This is a genomic window from Flagellimonas pelagia (assembly GCF_003584135.1).
GTDB lineage: Bacteria > Bacteroidota > Bacteroidia > Flavobacteriales > Flavobacteriaceae > Flagellimonas > Flagellimonas pelagia.
In genome coordinates this window covers 221,127-238,655 of record NZ_QXFI01000025.1, presented here as the reverse complement: position 1 = coordinate 238,655, position 17,529 = coordinate 221,127, and the positions used below count along the sequence as shown (strand labels likewise).

At 42.6% G+C, this 17,529-nt stretch carries 17 protein-coding genes and 2 tRNA genes; 12 read left to right on the top strand and 7 right to left on the bottom strand.

Translation table 11 applies throughout. The features are described from left to right. Window positions 1-3 precede the first annotated feature (3 nt). From D2V05_RS09940 to D2V05_RS09900, 9 genes are all read left to right on the top strand, one after another. The gene (locus D2V05_RS09940; protein ID WP_119647425.1) at window positions 4-861 is read left to right on the top strand and encodes an MBL fold metallo-hydrolase; all 858 of its coding nucleotides are present in this window, start codon (window positions 4-6) and stop codon (window positions 859-861) included. A 35-nt stretch (window positions 862-896) separates the two neighbouring features. Next, a complete protein-coding gene (locus D2V05_RS09935; protein ID WP_119647424.1) occupies window positions 897-2,546 on the top strand; it encodes a S8 family peptidase in 1,650 nt (549 codons plus the stop codon). A 2-nt stretch (window positions 2,547-2,548) separates the two neighbouring features. Next, window positions 2,549-4,399 carry a M1 family metallopeptidase gene (locus D2V05_RS09930; RefSeq protein ID WP_119647423.1) on the top strand — a complete coding sequence of 617 codons (1,851 nt, stop codon included), beginning with the start codon at window positions 2,549-2,551 and terminating at the stop codon, window positions 4,397-4,399. 184 nt (window positions 4,400-4,583) lie between these two features. After that, window positions 4,584-4,967 carry a ribonuclease P protein component gene (gene rnpA / locus D2V05_RS09925; protein ID WP_119647468.1) on the top strand — a complete coding sequence of 128 codons (384 nt, stop codon included), beginning with the start codon at window positions 4,584-4,586 and terminating at the stop codon, window positions 4,965-4,967. Further along, window positions 4,951-6,576: a S41 family peptidase gene (locus tag D2V05_RS09920; RefSeq protein WP_119647422.1), complete on the top strand. Its 1,626-nt coding sequence runs from the start codon at window positions 4,951-4,953 to the stop codon at window positions 6,574-6,576. The genes rnpA and D2V05_RS09920 overlap by 17 nt, the downstream gene beginning before the upstream one ends. A 2-nt stretch (window positions 6,577-6,578) precedes the next feature. Then, window positions 6,579-6,860, top strand: coding sequence for a hypothetical protein (locus D2V05_RS09915; protein ID WP_119647421.1), 282 nt, complete (start codon window positions 6,579-6,581; stop codon window positions 6,858-6,860). A 335-nt stretch (window positions 6,861-7,195) separates the two neighbouring features. Beyond that, on the top strand, window positions 7,196-7,966 hold the full coding sequence (locus tag D2V05_RS09910; RefSeq protein ID WP_147378266.1) for a hypothetical protein: 771 nt from the start codon (window positions 7,196-7,198) through the stop codon (window positions 7,964-7,966). 66 nt (window positions 7,967-8,032) lie between these two features. Further along, window positions 8,033-9,274: a DNA (cytosine-5-)-methyltransferase gene (gene dcm / locus D2V05_RS09905; protein ID WP_119647419.1), complete on the top strand. Its 1,242-nt coding sequence runs from the start codon at window positions 8,033-8,035 to the stop codon at window positions 9,272-9,274. 61 nt (window positions 9,275-9,335) lie between these two features. Then, window positions 9,336-9,866 (top strand): hypothetical protein, encoded by a 531-nt coding sequence (locus tag D2V05_RS09900; RefSeq protein WP_235855430.1) that lies wholly within the window; start codon window positions 9,336-9,338, stop codon window positions 9,864-9,866. Here D2V05_RS09900 and D2V05_RS09895 read toward each other — a convergent pair whose 3' ends face one another. Genes D2V05_RS09895 through D2V05_RS09885 form a run of 3 tightly spaced genes read right to left on the bottom strand, consistent with a single transcriptional unit; the run spans window position 9,867 to window position 11,668 of the window. Continuing rightward, window positions 9,867-10,307 carry a GNAT family N-acetyltransferase gene (locus D2V05_RS09895; RefSeq protein WP_119647417.1) on the bottom strand — a complete coding sequence of 147 codons (441 nt, stop codon included), beginning with the start codon at window positions 10,305-10,307 and terminating at the stop codon, window positions 9,867-9,869. After that, window positions 10,307-11,230 carry a cation diffusion facilitator family transporter gene (locus D2V05_RS09890; protein ID WP_119647416.1) on the bottom strand — a complete coding sequence of 308 codons (924 nt, stop codon included), beginning with the start codon at window positions 11,228-11,230 and terminating at the stop codon, window positions 10,307-10,309. The genes D2V05_RS09895 and D2V05_RS09890 overlap by 1 nt, the downstream gene beginning before the upstream one ends. Window positions 11,231-11,236: 6 nt before the next feature. Further along, complete coding sequence (locus D2V05_RS09885) at window positions 11,237-11,668, bottom strand: RpiB/LacA/LacB family sugar-phosphate isomerase (protein WP_119639229.1); 432 nt, start codon at window positions 11,666-11,668, stop codon at window positions 11,237-11,239. A 593-nt stretch (window positions 11,669-12,261) separates the two neighbouring features. Here D2V05_RS09885 and rnr point away from each other — a divergent pair. From rnr to D2V05_RS09870, 3 genes are read left to right on the top strand one after another with little or no spacing between them, the layout of a single operon-like run. Continuing rightward, entirely contained in the window at window positions 12,262-14,445 is a 2,184-nt protein-coding gene (rnr, locus tag D2V05_RS09880; protein ID WP_119647415.1) for a ribonuclease R, read from the top strand. 52 nt (window positions 14,446-14,497) lie between these two features. After that, window positions 14,498-15,178: a head GIN domain-containing protein gene (locus tag D2V05_RS09875; RefSeq protein WP_119647414.1), complete on the top strand. Its 681-nt coding sequence runs from the start codon at window positions 14,498-14,500 to the stop codon at window positions 15,176-15,178. A gap of 3 nt (window positions 15,179-15,181) precedes the next feature. Beyond that, entirely contained in the window at window positions 15,182-15,844 is a 663-nt protein-coding gene (locus tag D2V05_RS09870; protein WP_119647413.1) for a LysE family translocator, read from the top strand. A gap of 32 nt (window positions 15,845-15,876) precedes the next feature. Here the strand turns inward: D2V05_RS09870 and D2V05_RS09865 are convergent. The 4 genes from D2V05_RS09865 to D2V05_RS09855 form a co-directional block, all read right to left on the bottom strand. Further along, a tRNA-Cys gene (locus tag D2V05_RS09865) sits at window positions 15,877-15,947 on the bottom strand. Between the two features lie 96 nt (window positions 15,948-16,043). Beyond that, a tRNA-Cys gene (locus D2V05_RS19685) sits at window positions 16,044-16,115 on the bottom strand. A gap of 60 nt (window positions 16,116-16,175) precedes the next feature. Further along, window positions 16,176-16,532, bottom strand: coding sequence for a dihydroneopterin aldolase (folB, locus tag D2V05_RS09860; protein ID WP_119639224.1), 357 nt, complete (start codon window positions 16,530-16,532; stop codon window positions 16,176-16,178). Between the two features lie 45 nt (window positions 16,533-16,577). Next, complete coding sequence (locus D2V05_RS09855; protein ID WP_119647412.1) at window positions 16,578-17,528, bottom strand: PorP/SprF family type IX secretion system membrane protein; 951 nt, start codon at window positions 17,526-17,528, stop codon at window positions 16,578-16,580. Between the last annotated feature and the right edge of the window lies 1 nt (window position 17,529).

Here is a 17,529-nt window from a genome sequence, read left to right as displayed (position 1 = left end):
TAAATGACAATTTATCCCATAGAGACCGGTAATTTCAAGTTGGACGGGGGTGCCATGTTCGGTGTGGTGCCAAAATCCATTTGGAACAAAACCAATCCCGCAGATACCAATAATATGATCGATATTGCCGCCCGTTGTCTTTTGATAGAGGATGGGAATCGATTGATTTTAATCGATAACGGCATGGGAAACAAACAATCCGAAAAATTCTTTGGTTACTATTACCTGTGGGGCGACCATACCTTGGACGGTTCTTTAGAAAAAGCGGGGTTTCATCGTGATGATATTACGGATGTTTTCTTGACCCACCTCCATTTTGACCATTGTGGTGGCAGCATTCAATGGAACAAAGACCGAACAGGTTATGAACCCGCATTCAAGAATGCAAGGTTTTGGACCAATGAGGAACACTGGGAGTGGGCAACCAAACCCAACGCCAGGGAAAAGGCGTCTTTTTTAAAGGAAAACCTGTTGCCCATGCAAGAAAGCGGTCAGTTACATTTTATCGACAGAAAGGGAGGGCATTATTTGGAAAAATCCGAGTTGGGGTTTGGTATCCATTTTATGGATGGCCATACCGACAAGCAAATGCTTCCGCACATAACCTATAAAGGCAAGACCTTGGTCTTCGTGGCCGATTTGATTCCGACCGTTGGCCATATTCCCCTTCCCTATGTGATGGGCTATGACACCCGCCCTTTACTTACCCTGACCGAAAAAGAAACATTTTTGATCAATGCCGTGGAAAACGATTGGTTGCTGTTCTTTGAACACGATGCCCATAATGAAATCTGCTCTTTGCAAAAAACGGAAAAAGGAGCCCGGTTGGATACCGTGTTTTCCTTCAATGAATTATTCTGAACACAATAAAACGTACTATTTACAAAAACATCTTTATGAATCGCACATATTATAAACTATCATTTGTCTCCATTTCCGCGTCCCTTTTCCTAATGGGTTGTGGATCCACTTCGCTGGTTTCAACCCCTGTTGAAAATATCGACACGGTTCCTTTAAAGGTTTCCGAGCTCACCGAAGCGGAGCAGAAAAACTGGGGACACTTGGACCTCATCAACGACACCATTCCCGGAATGAGCGTGGACAAGGCCTACAAAGAAATCATCAAAAACAAAAAAGGGAAGACCGTAGTGGTTGCCGTTTTGGATTCCGGTATGGACCTGAACCACGAAGACCTTAAGAATGTGCTTTGGACCAACACGGATGAAATTCCCAATAATGGAAAGGACGATGATGGCAACGGATATGTGGACGACATTCACGGGTACAATTTTTTGGGCGATTCCTATAATGAGCAATTGGAATATGTTCGCATGCTTCGCTTGAATATTGGTGATGCCTCTGACAGGGCCAAGGCCCGTCTTTTGTTGGATGAAGAATATCCCAAGGCATTACAGAACAAGCAACAATACGAACAGATCTTTCAAGTGGTGAAAGGCGCCGATAAGGCCGTTAAGGAAGAATTGGGCAAAGAGACCTACACCAAGGAAGAGCTTTTGTCCATTCAGCCCAAAACGCCCCAAATGGAGCAAAGTGTGGCCGTGTTGACCCAAATGTTCACCTATGGTGATAGTATTGCAGATGTACTGAACGAGCTTCAAGAAGGGATTACCTATTTCACTGATCAGGTGAACTATAACCTCAACAAGGATTTTGATGGACGTACGCCAGTTGGTGACAATCCCTACGATATCACTGATGTTCCCTACGGAAACGGAAACCCCAAAAACCAAGTGGTGACGGAGAGCCATGGCACACACGTAGCTGGTATCATCGCCGCCCAACGCAATAATGGGGTGGGTATGAACGGCGTAGCCAACAATGTGGAGATCATGAGCATCCGTGCGGTTCCCAACGGGGACGAATATGACAAGGACATCGCCATGGGCATTCGTTATGCGGTGGATAATGGAGCTTCTATCATCAACTGTAGCTTTGGAAAAGCTTTTTCGCCAGAAGCACAATGGGTGTACGATGCTATAAAATACGCCGAGTCCAAGGATGTACTCATTGTACATGCCGCCGGAAACGACGGGGAGGACCTTGATGATCCCGAAAACCCGAATTATCCTAACGACCATAGATTTGGAAATTCTGAATTTGTAAGTAACGTCATCACCGTTGGTGCACTGACCAGCAGCTATGGTTCCGAAATGGTGGCCACTTTTTCCAACTACGGCCATGCCAACGTGGATGTATTCGCACCCGGCGATAAGATCTATTCCACCATGCCGAGCAACGACTACGAGTTTCAAGGAGGTACTTCCATGGCGGCCCCAGCAGTTGCAGGAGTAGCGGCCTTGATCCGTTCCTATTACCCAAGCCTATCGGCTCCCCAGGTAAAAAACATCATCATGCAATCAGGGCTTAAATCCAAAGCATCGGTAATTGTTGCGGGAGACGAGTCCAAAGCAACCACTTTTGATAAAATTTCAAAGTCGGGAAAAATGGTGAACGCCTACAATGCCTTAATTTTGGCAAACAACATATCCAAAGGAAAAATGACCTTGGAAAGTAACTCAAAATAATTATGAAGCGAATAACATTGTTCTTTTTTGCGGCCTTTTCGGGAGTTTCGCTCCTCTCGGCGCAAGACCCCTGCTACTGGCAACAACATGTGGATTATACCATGGATGTGAACATGGACGTGAAAACCTTCCAATACACAGGTACTCAAAAATTGGTCTATACCAATAATTCCCCCGATGCGTTGAACCGTGTTTTTTACCACCTGTACTACAATGCTTTTCAACCGGGAAGCGAGATGGACATCAGGCTCCAGAATATCAAGGATCCCGATAAAAGGATGATGGAAGATGGAAAGAGCAGGATTGCTGCCCTGTCCGAAAGTGAAATGGGATATCTGCATGCCCAGTCGCTCACCCAAGATGGTCAACCCGTTACCTTTAAGGAGGAAGGGACCATTCTTGTGGTGGATTTGGCCAAACCAATTCCCGCTGGAGGAAAGACTACTTTGGACATGACTTTCAAAGGTCAACTCCCGCTCCAAATCAGACGTTCCGGAAGAAATAGCAAGGAAGGCGTAGCTCTTTCCATGAGTCAATGGTATCCGAAACTATCCGAATACGATTTTGAAGGTTGGCATCCTAATCCCTACATCGCCCGAGAGTTCCACGGCGTTTGGGGCAATTTTGATGTAAAACTTACCTTGGACAAAGATTATACTGTGGGTGGATCAGGATATTTGCAAAATCCACAGGAAATCGGCCATGGGTACGAGACCCCTGGAACCACTGTAAAGACCAAGGGCAAAACGCTTACCTGGCATTTTGTGGCCCCCAATGTTCATGACTTTATGTGGGCCGCCGATCCCGATTACATTCACGATGTCCTGCCCATGGAAGATGGACCTACCCTTCATTTTCTTTATAAGAACAATCCTGATTTTATAGAAAATTGGAAAAAATTTCAGCCCACAACGGCTGAGGCCATGCGTTTCTACAGCAAGAACGTCGGGAAATATCCATATGATCAATACTCTGTGATCCAGGGTGGCGATGGCGGTATGGAATATGCCATGAGTACCTTGATTACCGGAGGCCGCGAATATGGCAGTTTGGTGGGTGTTATGGCACACGAAATGGCACACTCCTGGTTCCAGCATATATTGGCCACCAATGAGTCCGAGCACGCTTGGATGGACGAAGGTTTTACCTCTTTCATCAGCAGTCTGTGCATGAACGAGATTATGGATCAGGAAAAACAAAATCCGTTCGAGGGCTCGTACAAAGGATATTATGCCTTGGTCAATTCCGGATTGGAAATGCCACAGACCACCCATGCCGACCGTTACACCACCAACTTTGCCTATAGTATTGCAGCCTATAGTAAGGGGTCAATCTTTTTATCACAATTGGGCTATGTCATCGGACAGGATAAATTGATGGAAACCATCCATAAATACTTTGACGATTTCAAGTTTAAACACCCTACCCCTAACGACATCAAAAGAACGGCAGAAAAGGTATCGGGTATGGAACTGAACTGGTACTTGACCGATTGGACCATGACCACCAATACCATTGATTACGGCATCAAAAGTGTAGAAGCTGAGGGCAATAAAACAAGAGTTTCCTTGGAGCGCATCGGCGAAATGCCCATGCCTATCGATATTTTGGTAGTGGGTGAAGACGGAACCCAAGAAACCTATTATATTCCGTTGCGCATGATGTTCGGGGAAAAGGATAATCCTTATCCAACCCTTAAAAGAACCGTTTTGGACAACTGGGCCTGGGCATACCCTACCTATGAATTTACGTTGGACATGCCCTTGGAAAAAGTGAAGGCCATCGTGATCGACCCATCCCAACTCATGGCGGATGTGGACGGCGAAAACAATGTGTACCAAGCCAATCCGTAATTGGATTTTCAAACACTAAAAAGATTTTAGGGCGGGCCGAATGGCCCGCCCTTCTTTTTTAAAATTTTTTTGACCTTCAATCCAAAATTCGCGGAAAATCCCCTAATGGATCGCTCCTTCATCAAAATATAATTTGAGTAACTTGGTACGGTAAAACGTACGCCCGTTGCGAAAGGGCTTTCCTATGTATACATTTCCCAAAATTGAAAAGCTGAAGAGCAAAAAAACAATCGAGGCACTCTTTGCCGAAGGAAAGAACCTTCGCGAATTTCCCATAAAGTTGATATATCTCAAAACCCCATTTGAAGATGGGGGCCACATAAAAGTGGGGGTGGTGGCGCCCAAAAAAAAGTTCAAAAAAGCAGTGGACCGAAACAGCATCAAACGGTTGCTACGGGAATCCTACCGGCTCAATAAGTCCCTTATTTTTAACAACATTGAAGGAAACTATGCGTTCTTATTTTTATACCTTGGTCATAAAGTGCCCTCTTTTGAAGAGGTGGACACAACCATGAAGCAATTGTTGGAAGCCTTCCTAAAAAAAGAATGTGATGAAAGCGTCGGTTAAGAAAAAAATATGGGTGCCCATTTTGGCAGTCGCCCTATTGGTGACGGCCAGTAGTTTTAAAAGTGATTTTTTTGAAATTGCAAAGCAGATAGAAATCTTCACCACCTTGTTCAAGGAGTTGAACATGAACTATGTGGACGAAACCAATCCGGGAGAACTGATGGATTCTGCCATAAAAAACATGTTGGACGAACTGGACCCCTACACCCGTTTTTTGAACGAGCAGGATGTAGAGGCCTACAAAATCAATAATTCTGGGGAGTATTCAGGAATTGGGGCCTTGGTACGTTCCTACGAAAGCAAATTGGTGATCGTGGAGCCATACAAAGGCTATGCCGCCGATAAGGCTGGCCTTAAGGCCGGGGATGAAATCATCAAAATTGGGGAGACCACCGTGGCCGACTTTGATGACAATGCCAGCGAGCTGCTGAAAGGCGCCAACAACACTTCTGTGGAGGTGACCTTTGTGCGGCAGGGCCAAACCAAGACCGCCACCATCACCCGTGAAGGCGTGGAAGTGGATGCCGTGCCATTTTACGATATGATCGATGCCAAAACGGGTTACATCGTACTCTCCCGATTCAATGAAAAAGCGTCCAGTCAGACCAAATCTGCCATTCAGGATCTAAAAGGCAGGGGAGCGGAACGTTTGGTGTTGGATCTAAGGGGAAATCCGGGCGGATTGCTTTCCGAAGCCATCAACGTTACCAATTTATTCGTTCCGAAAGGACAACTGATCGTGACCACCAAATCCAAGGTGAAAAAGTTCAACCAAGAATACCGCACCCGCAACCAACCTGAAGATGAAAACATTCCTCTGGTGGTTTTGGTGGATGGCAAAAGCGCCTCGGCCAGCGAGATTGTTTCCGGTGGACTGCAAGATCTGGATCGTGCCGTCATCATCGGGGCCAGAAGTTTCGGGAAGGGATTGGTGCAAAGACCCCTTAAACTCACCTATGGCACCCAGTTAAAAGTAACCATTTCCCGTTATTACACCCCATCCGGCAGGTGTATCCAGGCACTGGACTATTGGCATAGGGATGCCGAGGGCAAGGCCGTAAGAAATACCGATTTTAAGGAATACACCACCAAAAACGGCCGCAAAGTGTGGGACGGCGGGGGCGTGATGCCCGATGTGGCCATCAAGTCGCTGAAGACCAACACGCTCATTGATGCCCTTCAGGACAATAATGTGGTCTTCGATTTTGCCACAAACTATTTCTACGATCATTCCTTTGCCAAAGTAGATGATTTTGCTTTTTCCGACGCCGATTACAATGCTTTTAAAAAGTACGTGCAGGAACAGAATTTTACTTTTCAGACCAAAACGGAAGAGCTGTTGGAGCAATCCATAAATGCGGACGATTCCCTTTTGGGCGCAGAGGTGCAGGAAAAATACAAAGACCTGCTCTTGGCCGTAAACCGGGGCAAGATTTCCGCTTTGGATTCCTATAAAAACGAGATCAAAAAGCTATTGCAGGACGAAATCATCACCCGCTACTTCTACCGCGAAGGGCTTTACCAATACTTTTTAGCCCATGACGATGCCATTTTGACCGCCAAGGAACTGTTGGCCGATAATTCAAAGTATGCCAGTATTTTGAAATAGTGATGGCAGATAAAAGAATTGAAAAAACAAAAAAAGATTTTGATCGTTTGACTTTTTCGATTGTTGTAATGGCAATCTTTTTACTTTCTTATGGACTATATCATTATTTGTATTTGGGTACTGTATCGGTAACCCATCCTAAATTTCCACAACCTAGCTTATCTAATGGGTCTGAAGTTATTTTCGTTGGAATCATCTTACTGATTCTGGCTTTATACAGAATGATTAGAAGAAAAAAAATGATTGAACAGATGAATGAGTTAAAAAAATCAAAGTTCAAATAAACAACCCCCTTTCCCTATTTCCTTTTCCATAGTAAACCTTTTATGACCAAAACAAACCATACGGCCCTTTGGTCAATCCATATTCCGTAACGGTCAAGTTTTGGGCCTAGGAAACTTTTCCGGTTAGTATTTTAACCGAAAACGCCCAAATGACCTACACCCTCGTCACCCTCCTCTTGGTTGGCATCATCCTTCTGTTCTGGCTTTATAAATTGATGTGTAACTGCTTTTGTCGGTCCTTTTGCATTTGGAAAAGCCAAAAAAATGGCACTATTGTCCCAAAAGAAGCCACCATCTTATCTATCAACACTATAAAAAAAGGAAAACGACCCCTTTTGGAGCTCCTTCTCGTCTTTGAAAATTTTTCAGGATATCCCATTCAAAGGAAAATCCGGGTATGGGACAGTAAACCGCTTTTAAACAGGTTCCATCCCGATGATAAAATCCCCATCGGGTTGAACACGGCAAAAAGACCACGGGATCCTGTTTTTCTTGCTTTGGGAGCATGCGGCATTTCCTTTGCCGTGGTGTTGCTCTGCTGTTTAAAAATCATTGTTTACGTAACCGGGTGCTACATCTTGATGGGAGAAACACTCAAAAGGATTTGGGAAAGCCCTGATTTTTATGAAAGCGTTTTAAAAAAATCCGAGATGCTGGAGATATTCCTCGTTTTGCTGGGAGTGGCAATATTTCTACACTTTCTGTTAAAAAAAATTGGATTGATGGAAACGGGAAGAACCCGTTCACAAAACTGGGATCTGCTTTATCATGGAAAAGGGACCATGGCCCAAATAAAAGGACACAAAAATACCGGCACCAAAATACAAGGCCGCTGCATCGTTCAGGTTAATTATGTCTTTACCGATGAAAGAGGACAAGTTTTTGACGGTGTGGACAAAACTTCTGAAGATTTGGAAAAGGTTTCACTTGTAGAAATGGATAAACTGGAAATCATGTATCTGCCCAAAAATCCTTTTGTTTCCAGATTAACCGAAAACTTGGAATCCCCTGACATTTCCAAATACACGAACACTGTTTTTCATATTGTGATGTTCCTTTTTTCGAGCACTCTTATAGGCCTGTTTTGCCATTACATTTTTGGATAGGGCATACCCCGATGACGACAAGAGCAAAGACCACTTAAAAAAGAAAGATTAATCCTATTTTTGGGCATGCAAAAACTAAAGGTGTGCGAACTTTTTGCCGGTGTCGGTGGTTTCCGTTTGGGACTTGAAAGTACGAATCACTACAAAGTAGTGTGGAGCAACCAATGGGAACCTTCCACCAAAACGCAGCATGCCTCTTTGGTGTATGAGGCCCGATTTGGTTCCGACAACCACTCCAACAACAATATTGAAGAAGTCCCGACCAAAGAAATACCCGACCACGATATTTTAGTGGGTGGTTTTCCTTGTCAGGATTATTCTGTGGCCACCAGCCTTAAAAATTCCAAAGGGCTTTTGGGTAAAAAGGGGGTGCTTTGGTGGTCCATTCACCGTATTCTTACCGAAAAAAAGAACAAGCCCAAATATCTCTTTTTGGAAAATGTAGATCGCCTGTTAAAATCCCCATCCAACCAACGGGGGCGAGATTTTGCAATTATGCTCCGCAGCTTGTCGGATTTGGGCTATGCTGTGGAATGGCGCGTGATTAATGCGGCCGAGTATGGAATGCCTCAGCGCCGAAGGCGCGTTTTTTTTCTGGCGTACCACAAGTCTACCCAATTGTTCAAAAGCATCCAAAAAACAGGATCAAAAGATTGGCTTTTGAAAAAAGGAACCATTGCAACCACTTTCCCCGTAGGAGAAACGACTGAAAACCTTCAACACTTTACTCTCGATAAGAATCTGGTTTCCATTTCGGAACATTTCAATGATAAAAAGGGGCTTTCTCCCTTTCAAAATACAGGTGTTTGTGTAGATGGTAACGTTACTACCTTCAAAACCATTCCATCGTACGACGGTGCAAGAACATTGCTTTCCGATATTTTGGAAAAGGATAACATCGACCCAGAACTGTTCATTGACGACACCGAGTTAGAAAAATGGGCATATCTAAAAGGGGCCAAAAAAGAAATTCGCAAGACCGTTGCTGGTTTTGAGTACCATTATAGCGAGGGGAGCATGGTGTTTCCCGATGCGCTTGATCAACCTTCCAGAACCATCATAACCGGTGAGGGCGGCAAATCGCCTTCCCGGTTCAAACACGTAGTCCAGACCTCCAAGGGACTCCGAAGACTTACACCTATTGAATTGGAACGGTTGAACATGTTTCCGGACAATCACACCCTATTGGAGGGAATCCCAGACGCCAAACGCGCATTTTTTATGGGAAATGCCTTGGTGGTGGGTATTGTGGAGCGGATAGGTTCCACCTTGTTCCGGAAACTATCCCAAATTGAAGAGTCATTTTAAAGCAGACTTATCCAAAGAAAAAAAATTAACCCCCTTACTGGATCACTATTACAAAAATCGCTTGAAACACTATGGTTTTGAGCGTATTTCCGACCTGAGATTACAAAAAGCGGGCGTAGATCTTATTTTAACCGATCTTAAGAACAACACAAAATACTACGTGGATGAAAAGGCCCAGTTGGATTATGTGAACGAATCTTTGCCCACTTTTGCCTTTGAATTGTTTTATCGGAAAAATGGAAAAATAAAGGAAGGTTGGTTCCTTGATCATTCCAAAAAGACTCATTTTTATGCCTTGGTAACCAGCATTTTTTCTGATGAGGAAGACACGTTCACTTCGTGCAACATCACTTTTGTGAACCGGGAAAAATTGATTGCGCATTTATCCCAGAAGGGGCTTACCCAAAAATTTTTGAAAGAGATTTCCTTGGTGCATAAAGAGATTCATGGAAAAATGGAATTGAAGGAACTCCATCCCAAAAAGGAAGGTTATCTGTTCTTTTCTACCCAAAACAAGGCTGAAAAACCCATCAACCTTATCTTAAAACTTGAATTTTTGGAGAAAATTGGCATGGCAAAGCGATTGGTATAATCACTTTTTCAACATTCTGGTATGCGGAATACCGTCTTCCAAATATTCCTCGCCAAAAGCTGTAAACCCCAAATCGGAATAAAATTTTAATAGATAGGATTGGGCCGAAATTTCTATGGAAGTATTCGGAAACTTTTCTTCAATAGCCGAAATGGAAGCTTCCATGATAAGTTTGCCGTACCCAAACTTGCGCTGGTCCTGAGCCACTACTACCCTGCCAATACTGGCGTTTTTAAAATAATCCCCGGGTTGAAAAATTCGGGTATAGGCCACTACTTGGCCATTTTTGGTGCCCACAACATGAAGGGCTTTTTGATCTTTGTTATCCAAATCCAGGTATACACAATCCTGTTCCACCACAAAAATCTCGCTGCGGAGCCTTAACAATTGGTACAGCTCCGTATTGGAAAGTTCATCAAAAGTCTTTACGCTGATCTCCATCAATCCTGCACAATTACGCTCTTGGAATCGCACTTATCAAATTCTGGCTGAATGTTGACATGGTTGATGCCGTGCTTGTGGTACAGATGTTCTTCGATTTCCTCCAAAATAGCATCGAACTGCGAAAGTTTGATGTCTTCCACAAAATCAATATGGGCTTCCATATGTACCTCATCTTCATTGAGTTGCCATATATGAACGTGGTGCACATTCTTCACTCGGTCTATGGTACAGATTGATTCCACCAAATCTTGGATGATGATGGTCTTGGGGGTAAAGAGCATTAATACTTTGGTGGATTCCTTCAACAGATCATACCCCATATAAATCAGATAAACGCCAATGGCCATGGTCAACACGGCATCTACCCAATAAATTTGATAGAACTTCATCAAAATACCACCGACCAATACCGCTACCGAAGCCATCATATCGGTCAATAAATGCAGATACGCCGATTTCATGTTCATATTGTGCTCGGAATCCTTTTTTAATAACAGCACACTGAAACCGTTACCGGCAATGGCAATCAAGGAAAGCCAGATGACCAGATTGGATTCGATAGGTTGTGGTTGAAAGAGTCGTTCCACGGCTTCCTTCATCAAAATGATGGCCACCACCACCAAAGTCGCGGCATTCACGAAAGCGGCCATGATCTCGGCTCGTTTATAACCAAATGTCTTCTCTTTGCAGGCTTTCTTTTTCCCCAGTTTGGTAGCCGCATAACTGATGACCAAGGAGAGTACATCACTAAAATTGTGCAAGGCATCCGACAATAAAGCCAAACTACCTGAAATAAGTCCGCCCACAATTTGCGACACCGTAATGGCGATGTTCAAAAAGATGGAAATAAGCAGGTTCCTACCCTTTAAATCGGGATGGGCATGTGAATGGCTATGATTGTGATGATGGTGGTGTGCCATAGTTTTTTAACTGCAGGGAATTTTCTCTATCCTACGTTCATGTCTGCCGCCAGCAAATTCGGTGTTCAAGAAAGTTTCCACCATGTCCAATGCCTGTGGCAATGCAATAAAACGCGCAGGAAGACTCAAAATATTGGCATCATTATGTTCCCGTGCCAATTGGGTAATTTCCTTGGTCCAACAAAGAGCTCCCCTTACTTTTTGATGTTTGTTGATGGTCATGGTGGCACCGTTACCGCTTCCACAGATTACGATACCATAATCTACCCTACCTTCTTCCACATCAGTAGCAACGGGATGGGTAAAATCAGGATAATCCACACTATCGGTACCATCGGTACCGTAGTTGATTACCTCTATTCCCTTTGATTTTAAAAGCCCCACTATGGCCAGTTTATAATCAGTTCCGGCGTGGTCATTTCCTATAGAAATTTTCATGGTTTTAGTATTTTGAGGATACCTAACAAAGGTACAATATCTTTCTTATGTGAGGGTGTTCATAAAAATCACCAAAAGTTGATATTCCATTAAAAAACAACCTATTAACAATCTGCCTTTTTTGTTCATTTTTTAAAGAAAAATATCAGTAACTAAATTTTGATTTTACAAAAAATGGATCACTTAAAATAAATTCTTAATGTTGAGCCGATATTCCATTAAAAATTAATCAACCTATATGAAACATTTTATCCCTCTAATTAACATTAAGGATACATTTACTTTTCAATAAATTGATGTTGAAAACGGTTATCAAAAATCGTGGATAACATTTCTAAAGGCTTGATTCTTATATTTCTTTAGGTCTGAAAAATTGTGAACAAAATTTTTTCACTGTTCAAAGCAATATTTGGTTCAAAATTTTATTCCACATTTCAACAATACATCATCATCATCATTTTTTAAAATTTAAAGAAAGAAGAAAAAAGATACTATTGATAATTGTTGATAAGAACGTATTGTTTGTGATTCCTGTATCAATCCTTGTGGGCCAAGAATTATAATTCGTATTTTTCAAAAAAATAAGGACGTAAATGTCAAAGAAAAAGAAGAGGGCCAAAGGTCAGAGGAAGAATGAGATAACGAAAGGCATTTTTACGGTTCTGGAAAAAGAACCATCCAAGAGCTTCAATTACAAGCAAATAGCATCTAAATTAGGGATTACAGATACGCAGGATAGGAACGAACTGATCAAACGTTTGGGCCAGCTGAAAGCTTCGGACCGTATTGCGGAAGTGGAGCGAGGCAAGTATCAAAAGAAACCGACCTTGCATACATATTTTACGGGCAAGGTAGATTTGACCTCCAGCGGTAATGCCTATGTAATTGTGGATGAATTGGATCAGGACATCTTTATTCCCAACAATAGATTGAACAAAGCTTTCCATGGTGATACCGTGGAAGTGTTCCTAAAACCCAGTCGAAAAGGTAAAAAGCCGGAGGGGGAAATATCCAAGGTTTTGGAACGGAAAAAGAGTTCCTATGTGGGCATTGTGGACAAACAAAAGCGCTTTGCTTTTGTAAGACCTACAGATTCCCGGATGTATACGGATATTTTTATTCCCCTGGAAAAGCTCAAGAAAGCCGAAGACGGGGATAAGGTGTTGGTAAACCTTGGCGATTGGCCGGATGATGCAGAGTCTCCCTATGGGGAAATAGTGGAAGTATTGGGCAAACCAGGAGAACACAATACAGAAATCCATGCCATTTTAGCGGAATACGGGCTTCCGTATGGGTTCCCTTATGAAGTGGAACAGTTTGCGAAGACATTGGATACTTCCATCAAGGCATCTGAAATTGCCAAACGAAGGGATATGCGTGAGGTGCTCACCTTTACCATAGATCCCAAGGATGCCAAGGATTTTGATGATGCGCTTTCCTTTCAGAAAATGGAAAATGGCCATTACGAAATAGGTATCCACATTGCGGATGTTTCCCATTATGTAGAATTGGGTACGGTCCTGGAAGATGAAGCCTATGAAAGGGCCACTTCGGTATATTTAGTGGATCGCGTGGTTCCGATGTTGCCCGAGGTATTGTCCAATTTGGCTTGTTCTTTAAGGCCAAACGAAGAAAAATATACATTTTCCGCTGTTTTTGAAATGGATGAAAAGGGCAAAGTGGTGGACCAATGGTTTGGACGGACCGTTATCAATTCCAATGAGCGGTTTGCTTATGAGGAAGCCCAACATATCATAGAAACTGGTGGTTCACAGATTCCAGAAGAAATTTCCATCCGGGGCAATGTGTATTCAGTTTCGGATGAAATCGTTGATGCCATTCTCACTTTTGATAGATTGGCCAAGATTATGCGCAAGGCACGTATGGATGCAGGGGCCATTTCTTTTGATAAAATCGAGGTAAAATTCAACCTCTCCGAAAACGGCGAGCCTGAAAGTGTGTATTTCAAAGAAGCCAAGGATGCCAATAAGTTGATAGAGGAATTTATGCTCTTGGCGAATAGAAAGGTGGCGGAGTTTATCGGGAAGCAGAAAAAAACCTTTGTCTATCGTGTGCATGACAAGCCGGATGAGGAAAAATTGATGGCCTTGAACGGCGTTATTTCCAGATTCGGACATAGTATCAACCTGAAGGATAGAAAGAGCATCAACAAGTCCCTGAACCAGTTATTGGAAGATGTTAAGGGCAAAAAAGAACAAAACTTGGTGGATACCTTGGCCATCCGCAGTATGAGCAAAGCGATTTATACTACGGAAAACATTGGCCATTATGGTCTGGGCTTTGATTATTACACGCATTTTACTTCGCCCATCAGAAGGTATCCGGACGTGATGGTGCACCGATTACTGCAGCATTATTTGGATGGTGGCCAGCAACCCAAGGCCGTGATTTATGAAGAAAAATGCAAGCATTCCTCCGATATGGAACTGTTGGCAGCCAACGCGGAACGTGATTCTGTAAAATACATGCAGATTAAGTTTATGCAGGACCATAAGGATCAAGAGTTTTTGGGTGTGATTTCCGGAGTGACCGAATGGGGCATTTATGTGGAAATCATTGAAAACAAATGTGAGGGAATGGTAAGGATTCGGGATATTCGGGATGATTATTACATTTTTGATGAACGCCAATATGCCATTATCGGGGAACGGACCAAGCGCATGTACCAGTTGGGAGACGAGGTGTATGTTATGGTGAAGGATACCGATTTGTTGAAAAGACACCTCGACTTTTCGTTGATTGGTAAAAGGGAATGATACTATTTTGGAATAAAATTTGTTATCCTATTGAGAACCAAATTTTTATAACATGAAACAAATTACACTTGTTATGTTGTTCCTAACCCTTTCCTGTGCGCAGGCACAGGAAGCAACCGTAACAAAGAACCTACAAAAGTTTACGGAGGTAAAAGGTTTTGATGGACTTTCCATAAATCTTATCAAAGGAAAAGAAAACAAAGCGGTGATTACGGGAGCCAACACAGATAAAGTGGCCATTGTGAACAATGATGGGGTGCTCAAAATCCGGATGGAAATAGACAAAATTTTTAGTGGGTACCGTACCTATGTGGATTTGTATCACACAGAAGAACTGGTAGTAATCGATGTGAACGAAGATGCCAGAATTTCCTCGGATGGTACCTATGTGCAAGAAATTTTAGAACTTAAGGCACAGGAAGGAGGAGAATTGGAAATCAACTGCCAAGTGGACCAGTTGTTGATAAAGGCGGTTTCTGGAGGTAAAATATTGACCGCAGGTTTTTCCAATACGCAAGATGTGATCATCAACACTGGTGGTATTTACACAGGAAAGACTTTCAAGACTAAATTCACTACAATCAGTGTAAATGCAGGGGGGAGTGCAGAAATTTATGCCACGGATTATGTTAAGGCCAATGTAAAGGCGGGTGGTGAGGTGTTGGTCTATGGAGACCCAAAAAAAATGGATGAACAAACCTTATTTGGCGGAAAAGTAAAAAGAGTACATTAAAAAATGATTGAAGATATCCAAACAGCAATCCCTCTGGGATTTTTGTTGAGCTTTATGATCGGACCGGTGTTCTTTGTGTTGCTGGAAACCAGTGCCACAAAAGGATTTAGGGCTGGGGTAAGTTTGGATATAGGAGTAATTATAGCGGATATTGTTTTTTTGACCATTGCCTATTTCAGTAGTTTTCAACTGCTGGAAAATTTGAGCAACCAACCTGGGCTCTTTGTCTTTGGTGGTATGATCCTTCTGGTATATGGCATCTTCCTATTTGTGAAAAAAGCAAAGAAAAGGGCCAATGTAAAGGCAACCAAAGGAACGTATCTGGGTCTTTTGGCCAAGGGATTTTTATTGAATTTCATCAATATTGGGGTTTTGGCCTTTTGGTTGGGGTTGATAATAGTTGTCGGTCCAAGTTTGGATAATGATCCCAATAGGATGTTCGTCTTCTTCAGTACGGTGATTTTGGTGTATTTCGGAACAGATCTTTTAAAGATTATTTTGGCCAAACAATTGAAACGTTATCTTACCCAGGAACGGATCGTACTCATCAAAAAAGGGCTCGGTATCATTTTGATTATTTGTGGCATTGTATTGATTATCAAAGGTTTCCTTCCAAAAGACAGGTTCGACATCAAGGACGAAATTGAAAAAATAGAAAAGATATAACAAAAAAACCCAGCACATTGTACTGGGTTTTGAGGCATCGAGCGGATTCGAACCGCTGTACAAGCTTTTGCAGAGCTCTGCCTAGCCACTCGGCCACGATGCCAATTAGGTTGGCAAAGCTATAAATATTTTATGAATTTTTAGAGGGTAAATTATCTAAATAAGTAGAGGGATAACTTTAATAAAAAGTTTATCTTTGAGGCATCGGGTGGACTCGAACCACCATAAAAATCCTTGCGGGACTTTGTCTGTCCAATTCGACCACAATGCCGTTTCAGTTGTAGACAAAATTAAAAAAGTTTAACATTACCAGCTTTTTAAAAACTGCGTTTCATCGAGTAAATCCGAGTTTCACCGAAACGCTCTCCACATCTCCGCCTATGGGCGGATTTATTTTTGCTACCTCAACCTCAACTTCGGTCACTTCCAAAATCTCCTCAAGAATACGATCAATGATACGTTTGGCAACATGTTCCAACAGGTTGGAACGTACGGACATTTCTTCTTTTACAATGTTGTTGAGGTGCACGTAGTCTACTGTTTCGTCTAGCTTGTCAGATAAAGCAGGTCGGGCAAGATCGGCGGTCACTTCAAGGTCTACCCGATAGTCGCTACCGATGAGCATTTCTTCCTTCAAACAACCATGGTTGGAGTGGATACGGATGTTTTTTAGCTTAATTTTTCCCACAGAGATGCCTTTAAGAACGGCAAAAATAGGATAAAACGGGCTAAATCAATACATACACCTACAGTTACTGATTCCTTGGAAGAGATCCATCCCTACCGTAAGAACGTGTGTACCAGTACTGTATCCCAAAATTTCGTTGGTAATGATCTGATAGGAGTATCCAAAATAAAAATTGTTCTTTTTGAAACCTGCTATTGGGGCAATATACAAGGGCGCTCCCCATTGGTCGTTCAAAAAACGATAGGTAAGCCCAACATAATAATAATCCTCAAAATCGTGAAAACGGAATTTGGCGTTAAGATCGGTTACCGAACGGCCGTCGCTTTCAAACCACTGAAAGAAAATAGAAGGTTCAATCTCCAATTTACTGTTCTTGCTCTTGGAGATACTATAACCTGTGTACACATAATAGTTCCGTAAGGTATTGGGTTCGAAAGTAGGGTTGAACCGTTCTAAATTTTTGGGTAGGATATTAGAAGCATTCAAACTGAAGTAGAATTTACTGTAGCGGTACAAAACCCCAAGATCAAAGTTATGGTTGGTGGTTGCCTTATCGTCTGTAGGAAGCTGTCCATTGTTGGCATTAAAGTTCTCAACATCGATTCTAAACTGGTTAAAGTTGTACGATATACCAAAAGAAAGAAAGATATCATCATACCTGTCCAAGGTAAGGTGGTGTGCAAAAGAAACCCTTGCCCCCCTCTGTTTGGTCTCCCCATTACTGTCGTTATACAATAACATACCTATACCGGAACGGTTTCCTATCCTGGCATCTGCCGCTAGGGTTTGGGTGTCCGGTGCGTCCTTGATGCCCACCCATTGGGTAAGACCATTGAGACGGACCTTTATATGGTCCCCGATACCTGCATAGGTCGGGGACATGATAAAGGGGTTATCTGCAATATATTGTGAAAGTTGTGGTATGGTCAACTCCTGTCCACTGGCACAAAGTGCCAACAAAAAAAGGAAGATAGTTGAAAATACTTTTTTGAACATG